The following is a 16,300-nucleotide window of genomic DNA, read 5'->3' as shown; positions in this document are numbered from 1 at the left end:
CCACGACCGCACTCGGCCACCGCCACCGCAATCGTCTCCTTATGCACGTCCAGCCCGATGTAGGCACCGTAGACGTTGCTCGCTTGCTCGAGCACTCGCTTCACCCCGGCCTGCCCCGTCACCGGGCCTGCATCCTTCACCCCTTCCGCGATAAACTCATTCATGACCTGCCCCCTCGATAATGGCTCTGTGTTGAAGGTGGTTATCCCAACCCCGAAAACATAACCCACGCTCTCGAGGTCGGGCAGGTCAATCCATGATGTCTACGCGCTTGCCCAGCCGCGCTCGCGTATATCGGCGCGGAACGCATTAACGACTGTCGTCAACGTGGGCACGAATTGGTGGCCGGCTTGTAGGGCGTCGGCCAGGCTGGCCGAATCCTCGATGTATTCGGGCACCATCGGGTTGCGCAGTTTTCGCATGGCCAGCCAGTCGTCGCTGGAGGGAATCCGCCCCAGCTTCTCCGCTCAGTCGAGGTTGTCGATGGCTGTGCCGAGGTGCTCGCCGCGAGCTTCCGGGTAGAGCGGAAGCCGCTTGTCGCCAAGGGAGACACGCCTCCATGTACCCGTTCGGCTTCGTCGACGTTCTCGGGGAGATCGCGCGCACGCGCTGGGGTGGACGGCTCGTTGAATACGCGCTGGTCGATGGTTAGAAGATGCTTTTGCTCACGCTGGACGACAGGCACGAGAAACTGCAGACGCCCAAGCTGTTCCGGCTCAATCTTCACAGAAGCCGTCCTTCTTTTTCCGCAGTGTGATGGACCGGGCTCCGGGTAATGTTCGGCGCGGAGAGGACGACATCCACTGCACGCTCCTGGAGCTGGCGGCTGAGCATGGTAGAGAGACGCGCGGAAAGCACGGCCAGGCGTTCGACGGGTGCGTCGAGTTCGACCAGCACGTCGACATCGCCGCCTCGCCACACATCGTCCAGCCGTGAGCCAAATAGCCGAACATGGGCGCTGGAGCCGCATTCGCGGCGCACCACCTCGTGGATCCCCTTTACGTGTACGGGACTCAGACGCATACCTTTGGTTGTAAGCCAGTCGCGTAGTCGCGGCCCAATGGTGGGTCCGTGCCGTAGGCAACCGCGAGGCTGCCGATTTCAAGCGGGCGACGCAACAGCGGCCATGACTCGGCCTCGTCCAGGAATCGCTTCTTGCCGGTGAGATGGCCTTGCTGAAGCGCCATTCGCATCAGCCGCAGCTCGTTATTCGGCCAGTCCTGCCGGACGAACCGGGCGCAGCGCACTCGGCGTTGCGCGCCTCCATGGCGGCCGGGCCCAGGCAACAGAAGTCAAGTTCTTTTACACTGTTTTGAGGCCATTTGGCCGCCCCGATTGCTTCGAATGGTCGACGCGGCCGAGTCATCTTGATGCAGCTCACGACGCCGCGTCGGTTGCGCTTCTCCGCACCCCGCACGGCCAGTTCCTGCTGGTAACGCAGGGCTTGGCCCGGTATCATTTGCCGCCGCCGTGCGCGCGGCTTCCCCTCTAAGGAAACACTGATCAATGGGCCTGCATCCGGCTCGGTGCCCCGCCGAAGCGTTTTTGGAAGGGCACTGGGGCCATTACGGCCGGCCTGGGCCCCTGTAACCGCCGTTTTTGGCGGTTACAGGGGCGATTTCCGGTCCTGCGGACACACTACCCCTGCGGCAGGAGTCCCCATCGTCGCGCACGGTACAGGTTCGCCAGGGCGAACAGGCTGTGCAGCTGCGCGGTGTTCTTCTTGAGGCCCCGGTAACGCACCTTGCGATACCCGAACAGGTTCTTCAGCACATGGAACGGATGCTCCACGATCGAACGCAACTGGGCCTTCTGTCGTTCATCGGCCCGCACCTGATCGCGTTCCGGGCCGTCTTGCATTGCGCGTACCGTGCCGCGCTTGCGCGCGATGTGCGTCTCCGGACGATGCCCGTTCAGGCGTTTCTCCGCACCGATGTAACCGGCATCGCCATGCAGGCTGGCTTCCTCGCCGTGGAGCAGTTCCGGCACCTGCGATACATCGGAGACGTTCGCCGCCGTGCCCTTCACGGTGTGAACCAGGCCGGTGACGACATCGGCCCCGATATGCGCCTTCATCCCGAAATACCACTGGTTGCCCTTCTTCGCCTGGTGCATCTCCGGATCCCGCGCCTTCTCCCGGTTCTTGGTCGACGGCGGGGCCGCGATCAAGGTGGCGTCCACCACCGTGCCCTCGCGCAGCATCAGACCCCGCTGCTGCAGATGGGCGTTGATCCGGTCGAAGATGATCTGGGTCAGGTTGTGCTGTTCCAGCAGCCGGCGGAACTGCAGCAGTGTGGTGGCATCCGGCGCGTCTTCGCGGCTCAGGTCGATCCCGACAAACCCCCGGATCGCCTGGCTGTCGTAGACCGCATCCTCGATCCCTTCATCCGACAGGTTGAAGCACTGCTGGACCACGTACAGCCGCAGCATCCGTTCCAGACCAATCGGCGGACGACCCCGCTTCCCCTTCGGGTAGTGCGGCTCGATCGCCTCCACCAGCGCCGCCCAGGGCGTGATCGCATCGATCTCCCCCAGAAAGCGGTCGCGCCGCGTCTGCTTGCGCTTGGCGGAGTACTCGAGATCGGAAAAGCTGCGCTGGGACATCGGCCATCACCTCGGGCAGGAAACCTGGCGCCATTATCCCAAACCCGCCAGGCGGGCGGGACCCACGGCGGATTAAATCAGTGTTTCCCTAACAATGCGTTTTTTAATGCCAAGCTGGGGGAATTCCCCAGCTCGCGGACGGATCCAGGATGGTGGCTATATGATGCAGTTTCGCAAGGTGGCGACAGTAATGCTGGCAATGACCAGCCTTGCGGCACTCGCGGGTTGCGCGCATGCGCCTGGGGCGCACATCGGCGAACGCACTGACGCGCCACCGATCGACGAGCTCGTGGACATCAAGCCGATCACCCTCGACCTGATTCGCACGCAAGCCCGCCTCACTGTCGAACCGGGGTTACGCCGCGCCAGCGAAACGCTCGAGGATGAAGTCGACCAGTACAACTACCGCATTGGTCGTGGTGACATCCTCAGCATCATTGTGTACGAACACCCTGAATTGACGATTCCGGCCGGTGCCGAACGATCCGCTGCCGAGTCCGGCAATCTGGTTCACAGCGATGGATCGATCTTCTACCCGTTCGTTGGGCGGGTGCGGGTCGAGGGACTGACGGTATCGGAGGTGCGCGATATCGTTGCCCGGGAACTGGCGGCCTATGTGACCCGACCCCAGGTCGAGGTGCGCGTGGCGCAATTCAACTCGCAAAAGGTCCAGGTAACCGGGGAGGTGCGCGAGCCCGGGCGCCAACCCATCACGCAGATTCCCCTTACCCTGCTGGACGCCATCGGCGAGGCCGGCGGACTCACGGAAGATGCAAACTGGCACGATGCGCGCCTGACGCGCGACGGTGAGGATATACGCCTGTCGGTGTACGACATGCTGGCGCGCGGCGAGCTGGCACAGAATCGACTACTGCGGGATGGCGATGTACTGCATATCCCGGATACAGCCGGTCAACAGGTGTTTGTGATGGGTGAAGTGGGCGCCCCCCAGCGGCTCGCGCTCGGCCGCGGGCCGATGACGCTGGTGGACGCCCTCACCGAGGCCGGCAGCTTCCAGGAGGCCCGGGCCGATGCCAGCGGGATCTTCGTGATCCGCCAGGCGACGCCGGAGAGCGAGAAGCTGGCAACGGTGTACCAGTTGGATGCCCGCCACGCGGCCTCGCTGATGCTGGGGGTCGAGTTCGAGCTGGAACCACTGGATATCGTTTACGTCACAACGACCCCTCTGGGGCGCTGGAATCGCCTGATCAATCAACTGCTGCCCTCGGCGATCGCCATCCAGCAGACCACTCGAACCACCCGCGACCTCCGCAATCTTTCGGACGATTTCTGACCGATGTTTGATCACGTCCTGGTCCTTTGCACCGGCAATATTTGTCGTAGCCCGGTGGGAGAGGCCTTATTGCGTGCTCGCGTGCCTGGGCGAACCGTGGAATCGGCCGGCCTTGGCGCTCTGGTCGGCCATGAAGCCGATCCTAGCGCACGTGCACTGGCCGAGGCCGACGGCCTGGATCTGTCCGCCCATCGTGCACGTCAGCTAGAGCCCGTCATGCTGCAGGGGGCCGACCTGATTCTGGTGATGAGCGATGGCCAGCGCCAGGCGATCGGCCGTCAGCGCCCCGAGGCGCTTGGCAAAACCATGCGCTTCGGTCACTGGCTGAATGACGGCCAGGGGCAGGATATCCCCGACCCTTACGGAAAAAGCCACGAAGTCTTTGTAGAAGTGCACGCCCTGCTGATGGAAGCGGGCGAGCGATGGGCGCAGCGCCTGAGGTGAATTCATGACTGATCCCGTATCCAACACATCGCGTGCACCCGCTGCCGCCAGCCCCGACGACGAAATCGATCTCGGCCGCCTTTTTGGGCTGCTTCTCGATCACAAGTGGTGGATCGCCGGGATCACCGCGCTTTTCATGTTGGGGGGGGCCGCCTATGCACTGCTTTCCACGCCGATCTTTCAGGCCGATGCTCTAGTCCAGGTTGAACAGCGCGGCGGCGTGAGCAACCCCTTGTCGGACATGCGCGACATGCTGGGGCAGGAACCGCGCGCGGAGGCCGAGCTCGAGATTCTGCGCTCGCGCATGGTGCTGGGCCGGGTCGTGGAGCGGGAACAACTGGAAGTGGTTGTGCATCCCCATCGGCTCCCGATCGTCGGTGATTTTCTGGTGCGCCGAGGCTGGGAACGTCCGGATTGGGCCGGGTCGAGCGTCTGGGCCGGTGAGTCTCTGGAGGTCGCCAATCTGCGTGTGGTGCACGCGCTGGAGGGACGAACCTTCACTCTGGAAGTCATCGAACCCGACCAGTATCGCTTGTTCCTCGGGGACGAGGCACTGGGAGAAGGCTCCGTGGGCGAGGATGCCGAGTTCATGGATGGCGGCCTTGCGCTACGGGTTAGTGAGCTCGACGCGGCGCCCCGCGCGCGTTTCAACCTGGTGCGTCAACCACGCCTTTCCGCGATCAACTCGCTGCGGAATCGGTTTGAGGTGAGTGCACGTGGAGACAGCGGCGTGTTCCACATGACGCTGACGAGCCCCGAGCCGGAACAGGCACAACGTTCGCTGAACGCGATCAGCGAAATCTTTCTTTTGCAGAACGTCCAGCGTCAGTCGGCCGAGGCAGAACAGAGCCTCGAATTTCTCGACGAGCAAGTTCCGCGGGTCCGCGAACAGCTGCGCGAGGCCGAAGACGTACTCAATGCCTATCGCACCGAACGCGATAGCGTGGACTTGTCCCAGGAGACGCGGTCGGTGCTCGAACGCCTGGTGAATCTGGAAAGGCAGCTCAACGAACTGGAATTCCAAGAGGCGGAGATTGCTCGACGCTACACGCCCAGCCATCCCACTTACGCTGCATTGCTGGAGAAGCGTTCGAGTCTGGACCAGGAGCGGGCCCGGTTGAACGAACAGGTGGCCGACCTACCGGAGACCCAGCAACAAATCCTGCGCTTGAGCCGCGACGTGGAGGTCAACCAGGCCATCTACGTGCAACTACTCAATCGCATGCAGGAAATGAGGATCGCGCAGGCCAGCACCGTGGGTAACGTGCGCATTCTCGACGATGCAGCCGTCTCGCCCGGCCCTGTCGAACCCAAGCGCTCCGTGATCGTGGCCTCGTCCACGGTGCTGGGCGTCATCCTCGCAGTGGGCTTGGTTCTACTTCGCGGGCTGGTGAATCGGGGTGTCGAGAGTCAGGAAGAAATCGAGGCGATCGATATTCCGGTTTACGCCAGCATCCCGCGCTCGCAGGAACAGGAAAAGCTGCTCCGCCAGGTGAAGCGCAAACGATCCGGTCGGCACGAAAGCGGGCGCCAGGCACTCCTGGCACAGGTCGCCCCGGGTGATCAGGCCATCGAGGCCTTGCGCGGCCTTCGCACCAGCCTGCACTTTGGCATGCTCGAGGCGTCCAACAATCGGATCGCCATCACCGGGCCCAGTCCCAACATTGGCAAGAGCTTCGTCACGCTGAACTTGGGCGCTGTCTGCGCGCAGGGCGGCCAGAAAGTGCTTGTTGTGGACGCGGACCTACGCAAGGGCCATGCGCATCAAACCTTTGGCGACCCCACCGAAGGCGGGCTTTCGGATATGCTCTCCGGGCGTGCCAGTGTCGACGACATCACCCGTTCAACGGATGTCGACGGCTTGGCGTACGTTGGCCGCGGCAGTGCCCCACCCAACCCCGCCGAACTGCTAATGAGCGAGCGTTTCAGCGAGTTCCTGCGCCTTGCCAGCGAGCGCTACGATCTTGTCCTCGTGGATACCCCGCCGATTCTGGCGGTGACGGATGCGAGCATTGTGGGCCGCCAATGCGCCACCACGCTAATGGTTGTGCGTTTCCAGCAAAACCCCGTGCGCGAAATCGCCGCCGCTCGACGCCGACTCGAATCGGCGGGAATCGAAACGCGCGGCGCAATCCTGAATGCGGTTGAGTTCACCGCCTCCACAAACTACGGATACGGCTACTACCACTACTCCTACAAATCCAGCGGCACCGAGCAACGCGAAGCGTAATCGCCCAAATTGGACGGTTCCCTTCAGACGTCCGAGCCGGGGCTGCCACCAACGGGCCGAAGCGCGGCACCGTCATCCGCGCGGCCAGCCCGAAGGACAAGGTGACCACAGGTCGCGCAGCCAACCAAGCCGCTCGGGAGTGGCCCCGCTCACCCTCCCGGGCGAAACGAGACACGCCCCAAGAGGCAACGGTTAATCCTCTGCGCACACGAGGCTCTCAGCCCCCCCAACCCACTCCGATTACGCCGCGAGTCCACAGCCACGGCCGGCAACTCGACGCGCACACGTTCACTGATGACCGAACGCCTCTTGGGCGAGGAGAGTGATACGTTAGCGTCGCTGGCGGGTTCGCTGCGGCAAAAGGCAGGAATGCGCCGGTAGCCGCAGAGAACATCCGCCACGCTCGGTGTCTTGTACTTCGCGAACCGTGTCGGCGGCAGGCTCTGCCGCAACTCGGCCCGGGAACGGAACCTTGGCGGATCGGCCGCGGGCCGAACGACACGGGCCACGCGCCGACCCCGGCGCAGAATACTGACCTCCTGGCCCTGCGCCACCTCTTTCAGGATGCTCGCGAGCTGTTCGCGCGCCTCGCGGACGCTGACCTCTTTCATATCGGACCTCGAATCCAATGTGTACACAATATTTGTACACGCCGAACCATTTCAGGGCGAAGCCTTTCGTCCGACCATCTGCGGTTTGTGAGTAGGCTGTCCTCCGCCGCCTTCTGGACCCCCTTTTTGAGAAAGCCGCCCTGCACGCCTGGATAGATGTTTGGGGCTGGGTCCCTTGGCCGAATCTTCGCGAGCAAGCTCGCTCCCACAGGGTGTTCCGGGTTGCGCTTGCGCCCTGCCCCTGGTCGACCCCGCAACCGTGCCCGGCCTCGTCACTCCGAGCTCCGCACTTCCCCGAGTTCCGTCATCCCGGAAAACCGCTCCAACCATCGTCATCCCGGAAACCGCACCACCCCACCGTCATCCCGGAAACCGCACCATCCCACCGTCATCCCGGAAACCGCGCAGCGGTTATCCGGGATCTCGCACGTTCGGGCGCCCCCGCCGCTGGAGATCCCGGCTCTACGCTTCGCTTCGGCCGGGATGACGGGAGTGGTGGGTGAGCTACGGTCGGGATGACGGGCCGGGCTAGCGTACGGCCGGGACGATGTTTAGCGCAGGAGGAACTCCTGTGGCGTGAGAGCAGGCACGGGCGAGGCTGCGAAATCTTTGACGTTGCGCGTGACGATGCAGGAGCAGGCGGCACGTTCAGCGGCAGCTGCCACCACCGCGTCTTCGAAATCCGACCAACCGAGAGAACGCGCCCGTTCGAGTTCGTCGCGCCCCACCGAACACACGTGAAGATTCTTGAGAAGCCACCCTAGTGCCTGTTCGGCGGCGTCGCGGCCGACATACCTCCCCACTAGGTAATAGATGGTGGTGGCCGCATGAGCACTCAGGGCTCCTGGCCCTTCACCGTGAATCACCTGCTCCAGTACCGCTGCCGATACTCGGTAGTGCGGCTCCCGCTTTTGCAGCACGTCCAGCAGGACATTGAGGTCGAGCATGATCACGAGCGGTGCTTTTCCAGCAGATGGTCGCGGTACGCCTGTTCCGCGTCCAGGTCAGGAGGGAGAAGCCCGGTAATCGCGTCCAGCTCTGCACTGGGTGCATGGCGCTCGAGCGCCCGAAGACGGCGCAGGTGACGGTCGATCACTTCGGTCATGGTGATCCCATGCGCTTTGGCATAGGCCTTCGCGAACTCGACGTCCTGCTTAGGCAAGCGGACGGTGACCTTGGTCGTTTCGTGTTCCATGCGACCTGCCTCCCAGGACTGTATGGCAGAGATCGAAGCATTGTACGGCACGATCACCTCCGGACCAAAAACACACGGCAGCACGCGCGATCATGCGCCCCCTCGTCATCCCGGAAACCGCGCCACCCCCTCGTCATCCCGGAAACCGCGCAGCGGTTATCCGGGATCTCGCACGTTCGGGTGCCCCCACCGCTGGAGATCCCGGCTCTACGCTTCGCTGCGGCCGGGATGACGGGCATGGTGGCTTCGGTCCGGCCGGGATGACGAGAGAGGCCGGTGGCCTTCGGCGGGGATCACGAGGTCGGGTTAAGTGCCGGTCGGGCTCGTCCTTGAATTGTGGGAGCGGGCGGGCTCGCTCCCACATGCACCTCCTGCGCGTGGGCAGGACAGGGGCAAGGGTCAGTCGTTGTTGAAGAGGTCGCGGGTGTAGATCTTGTCGGTCTGGTCGCGGAGGTCGTCGGTGATGCGGTTCGCGACGATGACGTCCGACACGTGCTTGAACTCGTCCAGGTCGCGGATGACGCGGGAGTGGTAGAACTCGTCATCGGGGAGCTCCGGCTCGTAGACGACGACCTCGATGCCCTTGGCCTTGATGCGCTTCATCACGCCCTGGATGGCGGAGGCGCGGAAGTTGTCGGAGCCGCTCTTCATCACCAGGCGGTAGATGCCGACGACCTTTGGCTGACGCTTGATGATCGCGTCGGAAACAAAGTCCTTGCGCGTGCGATTGGCGTCAACAATGGCCTTGATGATGTTGTTCGGGACCTCGTCGTAGTTGGCCAGCAGCTGCTTGGTGTCTTTCGGGAGGCAATAGCCGCCAAAACCGAACGACGGGTTATTGTAGTGGCTGCCGATGCGCGGATCCAGGCACACGCCCTCGATGATCTGGCGCGTATCCAGGCCGTTGGCTTCGGCGTAGCTGTCCAGCTCGTTGAAATACGCCACGCGCATGGCCAGGTAGGTATTGGCGAACAGCTTGATCGCCTCGGCCTCGGTCGAGTGCGTGAAGACCATGGGGATATCGTCGTCCATCGCGCCTTCCGCCAGCAGCCGGGCGAAGGTCTCGGCCCGCTCGGACTGCTCGCCGACGATGATCCGGGAGGGGTGCAGGTTGTCGTACAGCGCCCGGCCCTCGCGCAGGAACTCCGGCGAGAACAGGATGTTGTCGGTCTCCAGCTGCGCCTTGATCTCGCGCGTGTAGCCGACCGGTACGGTGGACTTGATGACCATCACCGCATGCGGATTGATCGTCAGCACGTCGCGGATGACCGACTCCACGGTGGCGGTGTTGAAGTAGTTGGTCTGCGGGTCGTAGTCCGTCGGCGTGGCGATGATCACGAAGTCCGCGTCCGCGTAGGCCTCCTGCTTGTCCAGCGTGGCCTTGAGGTTCAGCGCGTGGTTTTCCAGGAAGTCCTCGATCTCGGCGTCGATGATCGGGGAGTGCTTGCGGTTGATCTGCTCGACCTTCTCCGGCACCACGTCGAGCGCTACGACCTCGTGGTTCTGCGCGAGCAGGACGGCGTTGGAGAGCCCGACGTAGCCGGTTCCGGCGACTGCGATTTTCATTCCTGGTTTCCTTCCTGTTGCAATCTGTGTAGCCAAGTTCGTCGGCCGTGCGTCCGAGCCCCGTAGGAGCCGCCTTGACGGCGAAGCCCCTGCCAAAGGCCGGCGCGGGCAGGGGCTTCGCCTGCGAGCAGGCTCCTACAGGGGCGCTGGCACGTTTGCCCAGCGCCCGAGGATACTGGGGCTCCATGAACAATGATGCGATCGGGGGCACGAAAGGTTAACGCCCGCCTTACCCCGCCACGCGTTCCTGCGGTGGGTGATTGGCCGGGGCGTACTCGTGTACTACAGCGCAGATGGTGCGGCAGGCCCGCTCGGTGTCCATGTCGTGGTCGGCCTGGTCCAGCTGATTGAGGGCTGCGTGCAGGTCCTTCGCCGATACGCAGTCCTCGCGTGCGCGCATGATCCGCGGATGGCCTGTGGCCTGGACGTTGTCGCCGATCAGCAGCTCCTCGTAGAGCTTTTCGCCCGGACGCAGGCCGGTGAATACGATCTCCACACCATCTTCGGGCACGCCGTCTTCCTTCACTTGACGCCCATGCAGGTGGATCATGCGCCGCGCCAGGTCCACGATGCGGACCGGCTCGCCCATGTCTAGCACATAGACCTCGCCGCCCTCGGCCATGGCGCCGGCCTGAATCACCAGTTCGGCCGCCTCGGGGATGGACATGAAGTAGCGCGTGATCTCCGGATGGGTCACCGTCACCGGGCCGCCATCGCGGATCTGCTGGTGGAACAGCGGCACCACGGAGCCAGACGAGCCCAGCACGTTGCCAAAGCGCACCATGCTGAAGATGGTCCCGCGCTGCTCGCGGGCGCGATCCTGCAGGACCATCTCGGCCAGGCGCTTGGTGGCCCCCATGACGTTGGTGGGGCGCACAGCCTTGTCGGTGGAGATCAGGATAAAGCGGTCCACCCCGGCATTGAGCGCTGCCTCCGCGAGCGCGGCGGTACCGAAGACATTGTTACGCACGCCCTCGATCAGGTTGGCCTCGACGATCGGCACATGCTTGTAGGCCGCGGCGTGGTACAGCGTTTGTACGCCGTATTCCGCCAGAACAGAGGCCACACGCCGCGCATTGGCCACCGAGCCCAGGACCGCGTGGATGGCCGGGCACTGCTCCAGTTGCGCCGAGTACTCCTGCAGCTCGCGCTCGATGCTGTAGAGCGCGAACTCGTTGCGCTCGAACAGGATCAGCGCCGCCGGCTCCAGACGGATGATGCGCCGGCACAGCTCGGAGCCAATGGAACCGCCCGCGCCGGTCACCATCACCACCCGCCCGTGCACGCTGCAGGTCAGCAGCTCGGGGTCCGGGGGTACCGGGTCGCGCCCGAGAAGATCGGCGATGTCAACATCTTCCAGCTGTTCCAGGCTCGCATGCCCGGAAACCACCGACTCCATCGACGGGACCGTCTGCACGTACACCGGAAGCGGTTCCAGCTGTTCCAGGATGCGCCGGCGTTCCTGGCGCGTCGCGGACGGGATGGCCAGGAGCATCCGCTTGACCCGAAAACGCGACACAAAGCGCTCCAGACAGTCCGGACTATGGACGGGAATCCCGTCGATCGAACTCCCCTGCAGGCTGCGATCCTCGTCCACGAAGGCGACCACTCGAAACCGGCCCCCGGCCTTGAGCCCGGACAGGAGCTGCACGCCGGCCTCGCCCGCCCCGAACACCACCACCGGCTCGGCACCCGCGCCCGCCTCGATGATCGAGCGATACCACGTGCGCACCAGGAAGCGGCTGCCGCCGACATAGATGAAGGCCACGATCGCGAAATTGATCGGCACCGAACGCGGGAAGCCCTCGACCCGTCCCAGCATCGCGGCCGTCCATAGCACCAACGCCAGAACCACCACCCCGGACCCCACGGCCCAGATGGTGCGCGATCCCATGAACCGCACCACGGCCCGATAAAGCCCCAGCCTCACAAACAGCGGAATGCCGACCAGGACCACCAGCGGGAACAGCCACCAGGTCTCCAGCATGATCGGCGGGAACGGCTCGGCCAGGCGGATCGCAAAGCCGGACCACAACGCCAGCGGCAGCATGACGGTATCCGCCATCACCATGAGCCAGCGCTTCTTCGAGCGCGGCAGCTTGAACAAGCTTTCCAGGCCCTTCCTCAGCATGATCTGCAATACCGTTCCGGCATGTCTCGCCCGACTCCCCCGTCCACAAAAACAGCCCGAATTACACTACAGCAAGTGTACGCACCCGCTCTCCATCGCGGCGTGCGGAGCATAAGCAAGCCGTTATAAAAATGCACTCACGGCCGAGAGTGTTGCCACCAACCGACGCTGGCAGGGGCTTCGCGGGCAAGCCCGCTCCCACAGGGCCGCTACCGCTAGCAGACTCCATCCCCGCTCCCTGCCTCATTCACTGTGGGAGCGGCCCTGGCCGCGAAGCCCCCGCCAAAGTCCGTTCAGCCGCTTACTCCAGCCAGGCCGCATCCCACAGGGGGTAATCACCGAGATTGCCGACCAGCCCTGCCCGCAGCGGGTTCGCCACCACATAGCGGGCGACCGCCTGGAGATCCTCTTCCCGGCGCAACGCGCGGTCATGGAAGCCGCTCTGCCACACTCGACACGTGCACCTCCGCAGTCGCCCAATCCGGCGGGTAGTGAGACTCTTGAGCTTTTGCACGGTACTGGAGAGGTCACCCCCTTCCAACTGCATCAGCCAGTGCACATGGTCAGGCATGACCACGAAACAGAGCGTCGACGCCGCGCCTTCCAGATCGCGCAACGCATGAACGACGCAGCGACCCTGGTCGAATTGCGAAAACCATGCTTGCCGATCAGAACAGACCGCGGTGATCAGATAGACCCGCCCCGGCTCGCTGAAACGGCCGAGGCGCAGACGGTGCGTTCGTGCCTTCCGTGGCATTCCAACCTCCTTGACTTGTTGAAGCACTTACTTGCAGGAACGAGCTTTGTGGGAGCGGGCCTTGCCCGCGGATGCCTCCCGCCCAAGCCCAACACCGGCAGGCGCTTCGCGGGCGAGGCCCGCTCCCACAGTGAAATTGCGGCAGCCCAAATTGCCTCAGGTTAGGAGTTGGGCGAGGTCGTCGGGGCCGAGGATGGGGATGTCGAGGGATTCGGCCTTGGTGACCTTGGAGCCGGGGTCGGCGCCGGCGATGACGGCGGTGGTCTTTTTGGAGACGGAGCCGGTGATCTTGGCGCCGCGGGCCTCGAGGGCGGCCTTGGCCTCGTCGCGGGTCATGGCGTCGAAGCTGCCGGTGAGGACGTAGGTGCAGCCGGCCAGCGGCGCGTCGTCGCCCGCCTCCGCGGCCTCGCGTCGGGGCGGGTCGGGCCAGTGCACACCGGCCTCGCGCAGGGCGCGGATCACCTGCAGGTTGTGCGGCTCGGCGAAGAAGTTGGCGATGTGCTCGGCAACGATGGGGCCGACATCCGGGACTTCCTGCAGTGCCTCGGCATCGGCCTGCATCAGCGTGTCGAGGTCGCCGTAGTATTCGGCCAGGTTGCGGGCGGTGACCTCCCCCACCTCGCGGATACCCAGCGCGAAGATGAAGCGCGCCAGCGTGGTCTCGCGCGCCTGCTCCAGCGCGTTGACCAGGTTCTCGGCAAGCTTGGGGCCGACCCGTTCCAGCGCTTCCAGGCGCTCGGTATCCAGGGCGAACAGATCCGCCGGGCTTTGCACGATCCCACCGTCGGCCAGCTGCTCGATGATCTTCTCGCCGAAGCCCTCGATGTCCATCGCGCGGCGCGAGACGAAGTGCTTGAGGGCCTCGCGCCGCTGCGCCGGGCAGACCAGCCCGCCGGTGCAGCGGGCGACGACCTCGCCTTCGGTGCGCTCGATGTGCGAGTCGCACTCGGGGCAGGCCGCGGGCATTTCGATGGCACGCGTCTCGGTGGGGCGCTCGCCGCCGGCACGGCCGACCACCTCGGGGATCACGTCGCCGGCGCGGCGCACGATCACGCGGTCGCCAATGCGCACGTCCTTGCGCGCGATCTCGTCCATGTTGTGGAGCGTGGCGTTGCTAACCATCACCCCACCCACCAGCACCGGCTCCAGACGCGCCACCGGGGTCAGCGCGCCGGTGCGACCGACGCGGAACTCGACATTGCGCAGCGTGGTGGTGCGCTCCTCCGCCGGGAACTTGTGGGCGATGGCCCAGCGCGGCGCGCGCGAAACGAAGCCCAGCTGCTGTTGATCGGCCAGGGCATCCACCTTGTACACGATGCCGTCGATCTCGTAGTCCAGCCCCGCGCGGCGGGCGGCCAGGTGCTCGTAGTAGTCGAGGCAAGCCTCGACCCCCTCCAGCACCTCGCGCTCCGGGCAGGCCGGGAAGCCCAGGCCCTGCAGCCAGTCCAGGGTGCCGGACTGGGTATCCGGCAGGGTCCCGCCCTCGACGAAGCCCACCGAGTAGGCGAAGAAGCTGAGCGGGCGGCGCGCGGTCACCTTCGAGTCCAGCTGGCGCAGGCTGCCGGCGGCGGCGTTGCGCGGGTTCATGAAGCCGCGCAGGCCTTCAGCCTCCAGCCCGGCGTTGAGGCGCTCGAAATCGGCGCGGCGCATGAAGACCTCGCCGCGCACCTCCAGCACCTGCGGGGCGTCGTCGGTGAAGCGGTCGCCCAGGTGCAGCGGGATCGGGCGCACGGTGCGCACGTTCGCGGTCACGTCCTCGCCGGTCTCGCCGTCGCCGCGGGTGGCAGCCTGCACCAGACGGCCGTTCTCGTAGATCAGGCTGATGGCGAGGCCGTCCAGCTTGGGCTCGGCCATGTAGGTGACGGCGCCCTCGCCGCGCGCCGGCTCACCAGTCTGTTTCGCCAGGCGCTCGCGCACGCGGCGGTCGAAGTCGCGGATCGCGTCCGCCTCGAAGCCGTTGGCGAGCGACAGCATCGGCAGGCGATGCCGGACCGTGGCAAAGCCCTCGGCCGGGGTGGCGCCCACGCGCTGGGTGGGCGAATCAGGGGTAACAAGCTCCGGGTGGTCCGCCTCCAGTTGCTCCAGCTCGCGCATCAGGGCGTCGAACTCGGCGTCCGAGACCTCGGGGTCGTCGAGCACGTAGTAGCGGTAGTTGTGATGCTCGATCTGGCGACGCAGCGCGTCGATGCGCGTCTTCGGAGAATCCGTCGAGCCAGCCTGCGAGGCAGGCGAACCCGACCGGCTCACCGCGTACTCCGCCGGCGCAGCACATCCGGGCGGTGACGGCGCAGCCAGTCGCTCAGGTCCTCGCGCATGTAGGCCAGCGTCTGGTTGGTCGCGGTGGACTGCTGGGCATCCAGGATGCTGCCGCCGAGATCGCGCGCCAGCACGTGGGCATGCTCCAGCAACGCCTCGAAGGCGCGCTGTGGCTCGGCGCTGCGATGCACCTGGGTAAACAGCGTGACGCCGGGCGTCATCATGTCCGCCAGGTCTTCCTCGCGCAGGGTGCCGGGCGGGATCATGTTGGCGGCGGAGAAGAGCGGCACACCCGCATCCGTCTCCGGTTCAAAGAAATGGTAGATATCCATCTCGCCGGGGGTCATGCCGGCGCGCTGCATTGCCGCACCCAGGGCGACGCCGGTAAACGGCTTGTTGCGCGGCGCAACCACGTGCAGCAGCAGGATCTTCTCCTCCGACGGGCGACGTTCGGCCCTCGGATTGCGCCCAACCACGCGCGGCTCGGACACGTATTCGCCCAGCGTCTCCATATCCGGCGCCGGTTGCTCGATCAGGTCCGGGTTCATCTCGTGGTCCGGATCCAGATGCTCGCCCAGGGTGTCATCGGCGCGCGTGGGCTTGAGCTTGCCCGGACGCAGGCGATCCATGCCGGAGCGCAGCCGTGCACCCAGCCCCCCGAACGCCTCGCGAGCCCGCTCGACCGGGGCGCTGGCCGAACCCTTGCGCCAGGCCCGGGCCGGGCGATCCTCGGGTGACGGCTCGAACGCCCCGTGCGGCGGGGGCGGCGTGGGCTCGTCGTCGCTGTCCAGCACGCCGTAGATGTCCTGGGCGCGTTCACCGCGTCGGCCGTAGTCCGGTTCCAGATCTGGCCCGTCGTCGTTGGCGGTCACGCCGAGGTGTGGCTCGTGGCGCTCCTCGCGCGCCGCGCCGGGGATGCGCGGCTCGTCGAACGCGGGTTCGCGCGCGCCGCCGGTGCGAACGCTGCGGCCGGTATCCAGCGGATCGCCCCAGCCGGCCTCCGGTTCAGCGGAGTCCCCGGGCTCGGCCGGCGCGTACCAGCGCTTGTCGCCCGGCTCGTCACTGGCACGGATATGTACGGCCTCGTCGCCCCAGTCCGCGGCATCGTCCTCCATATCGCGCTGCTGCGCCCGCGCGCGCAGACGATGGGCGGCCCAGATCCCCGCGATCAGGACAATTCCCAAAATGACCAGGCTGATACGCATCCAATCC

Annotated in this window: 14 protein-coding genes; 3 read left to right on the top strand and 11 right to left on the bottom strand. The window is 65.2% G+C overall.

Going from position 1 to position 16,300, the window contains the following annotated elements:
- Nucleotides 1–263 precede the first annotated feature (263 nt).
- The 3 genes from F618_RS16025 to F618_RS0112410 all read right to left on the bottom strand — a co-directional run bounded on the left by F618_RS16025 (nt 264) and on the right by F618_RS0112410 (nt 2,604).
- Nucleotides 264–422: a hypothetical protein gene (locus F618_RS16025; protein ID WP_155998034.1), complete on the bottom strand. Its 159-nt coding sequence runs from the start codon at nt 420–422 to the stop codon at nt 264–266.
- A gap of 301 nt (nt 423–723) precedes the next feature.
- Nucleotides 724–1,023: a nucleotidyltransferase domain-containing protein gene (locus F618_RS16020; protein WP_155998032.1), complete on the bottom strand. Its 300-nt coding sequence runs from the start codon at nt 1,021–1,023 to the stop codon at nt 724–726.
- 615 nt (nt 1,024–1,638) lie between these two features.
- On the bottom strand, nt 1,639–2,604 hold the full coding sequence (locus F618_RS0112410) for an IS5 family transposase (protein WP_019568750.1): 966 nt from the start codon (nt 2,602–2,604) through the stop codon (nt 1,639–1,641).
- 160 nt (nt 2,605–2,764) lie between these two features.
- Between F618_RS0112410 and F618_RS0112405 the strand changes: the two genes are divergently transcribed.
- The 3 genes from F618_RS0112405 to F618_RS0112395 are packed head-to-tail and all read left to right on the top strand — an operon-like array spanning nt 2,765 to nt 6,572.
- Complete coding sequence (locus F618_RS0112405) at nt 2,765–3,898, top strand: polysaccharide export protein (RefSeq protein WP_019563922.1); 1,134 nt, start codon at nt 2,765–2,767, stop codon at nt 3,896–3,898.
- Between the two features lie 3 nt (nt 3,899–3,901).
- Nucleotides 3,902–4,342 carry a low molecular weight protein-tyrosine-phosphatase gene (locus F618_RS0112400; protein ID WP_026330574.1) on the top strand — a complete coding sequence of 147 codons (441 nt, stop codon included), beginning with the start codon at nt 3,902–3,904 and terminating at the stop codon, nt 4,340–4,342.
- A gap of 4 nt (nt 4,343–4,346) precedes the next feature.
- Nucleotides 4,347–6,572 carry a polysaccharide biosynthesis tyrosine autokinase gene (locus tag F618_RS0112395; protein ID WP_019568749.1) on the top strand — a complete coding sequence of 742 codons (2,226 nt, stop codon included), beginning with the start codon at nt 4,347–4,349 and terminating at the stop codon, nt 6,570–6,572.
- A gap of 149 nt (nt 6,573–6,721) precedes the next feature.
- Here the strand turns inward: F618_RS0112395 and F618_RS16410 are convergent, their stop codons facing one another.
- The 8 genes from F618_RS16410 to F618_RS0112360 all read right to left on the bottom strand — a co-directional run bounded on the left by F618_RS16410 (nt 6,722) and on the right by F618_RS0112360 (nt 16,293).
- On the bottom strand, nt 6,722–7,183 hold the full coding sequence (locus F618_RS16410; RefSeq protein ID WP_231362683.1) for a type II toxin-antitoxin system Phd/YefM family antitoxin: 462 nt from the start codon (nt 7,181–7,183) through the stop codon (nt 6,722–6,724).
- 551 nt (nt 7,184–7,734) lie between these two features.
- A complete protein-coding gene (locus F618_RS0112390; protein ID WP_019563919.1) occupies nt 7,735–8,136 on the bottom strand; it encodes a PIN domain-containing protein in 402 nt (133 codons plus the stop codon).
- Nucleotides 8,133–8,378, bottom strand: coding sequence for a DUF6364 family protein (locus F618_RS0112385; protein WP_018950448.1), 246 nt, complete (start codon nt 8,376–8,378; stop codon nt 8,133–8,135). Before F618_RS0112385 ends, F618_RS0112390 begins: the two co-directional genes overlap by 4 nt.
- Nucleotides 8,379–8,777: 399 nt before the next feature.
- A complete protein-coding gene (locus tag F618_RS0112380; RefSeq protein ID WP_019568748.1) occupies nt 8,778–9,944 on the bottom strand; it encodes a nucleotide sugar dehydrogenase in 1,167 nt (388 codons plus the stop codon).
- 229 nt (nt 9,945–10,173) lie between these two features.
- Nucleotides 10,174–12,075 carry a nucleoside-diphosphate sugar epimerase/dehydratase gene (locus F618_RS0112375; protein WP_026331226.1) on the bottom strand — a complete coding sequence of 634 codons (1,902 nt, stop codon included), beginning with the start codon at nt 12,073–12,075 and terminating at the stop codon, nt 10,174–10,176.
- Nucleotides 12,076–12,376: 301 nt separating this feature from the next.
- Nucleotides 12,377–12,832 carry a transposase gene (locus tag F618_RS0112370; RefSeq protein ID WP_019563822.1) on the bottom strand — a complete coding sequence of 152 codons (456 nt, stop codon included), beginning with the start codon at nt 12,830–12,832 and terminating at the stop codon, nt 12,377–12,379.
- Between the two features lie 156 nt (nt 12,833–12,988).
- Nucleotides 12,989–15,079 (bottom strand): NAD-dependent DNA ligase LigA, encoded by a 2,091-nt coding sequence (ligA, locus tag F618_RS0112365; RefSeq protein WP_019568746.1) that lies wholly within the window; start codon nt 15,077–15,079, stop codon nt 12,989–12,991.
- The gene (locus tag F618_RS0112360; protein WP_019568745.1) at nt 15,076–16,293 is read right to left on the bottom strand and encodes a cell division protein ZipA C-terminal FtsZ-binding domain-containing protein; all 1,218 of its coding nucleotides are present in this window, start codon (nt 16,291–16,293) and stop codon (nt 15,076–15,078) included. Before F618_RS0112360 ends, ligA begins: the two co-directional genes overlap by 4 nt.
- Nucleotides 16,294–16,300 lie beyond the last annotated feature (7 nt).

Source organism: Thioalkalivibrio sp. ALMg13-2, from assembly GCF_000381185.1.
GTDB lineage: Bacteria > Pseudomonadota > Gammaproteobacteria > Ectothiorhodospirales > Ectothiorhodospiraceae > Thioalkalivibrio > Thioalkalivibrio versutus.
This window is presented reverse-complemented; position numbering and strand designations above follow the sequence as displayed.

Coding starts and splice junctions, on each gene's coding strand:
- F618_RS16025 (WP_155998034.1), bottom strand. CDS start 422: ATGCGAAAACTGCGCAACCCGATGGTGCCCGAATACATCGAGGATTCG.
- F618_RS16020 (WP_155998032.1), bottom strand. CDS start 1,023: ATGCGTCTGAGTCCCGTACACGTAAAGGGGATCCACGAGGTGGTGCGC.
- F618_RS0112410 (WP_019568750.1), bottom strand. CDS start 2,604: ATGTCCCAGCGCAGCTTTTCCGATCTCGAGTACTCCGCCAAGCGCAAG.
- F618_RS0112405 (WP_019563922.1), top strand. CDS start 2,765: ATGATGCAGTTTCGCAAGGTGGCGACAGTAATGCTGGCAATGACCAGC.
- F618_RS0112400 (WP_026330574.1), top strand. CDS start 3,902: ATGTTTGATCACGTCCTGGTCCTTTGCACCGGCAATATTTGTCGTAGC.
- F618_RS0112395 (WP_019568749.1), top strand. CDS start 4,347: ATGACTGATCCCGTATCCAACACATCGCGTGCACCCGCTGCCGCCAGC.
- F618_RS16410 (WP_231362683.1), bottom strand. CDS start 7,183: ATGAAAGAGGTCAGCGTCCGCGAGGCGCGCGAACAGCTCGCGAGCATC.
- F618_RS0112385 (WP_018950448.1), bottom strand. CDS start 8,378: ATGGAACACGAAACGACCAAGGTCACCGTCCGCTTGCCTAAGCAGGAC.
- F618_RS0112380 (WP_019568748.1), bottom strand. CDS start 9,944: ATGAAAATCGCAGTCGCCGGAACCGGCTACGTCGGGCTCTCCAACGCC.
- F618_RS0112375 (WP_026331226.1), bottom strand. CDS start 12,075: ATGCTGAGGAAGGGCCTGGAAAGCTTGTTCAAGCTGCCGCGCTCGAAG.
- F618_RS0112370 (WP_019563822.1), bottom strand. CDS start 12,832: ATGCCACGGAAGGCACGAACGCACCGTCTGCGCCTCGGCCGTTTCAGC.
- F618_RS0112360 (WP_019568745.1), bottom strand. CDS start 16,293: ATGCGTATCAGCCTGGTCATTTTGGGAATTGTCCTGATCGCGGGGATC.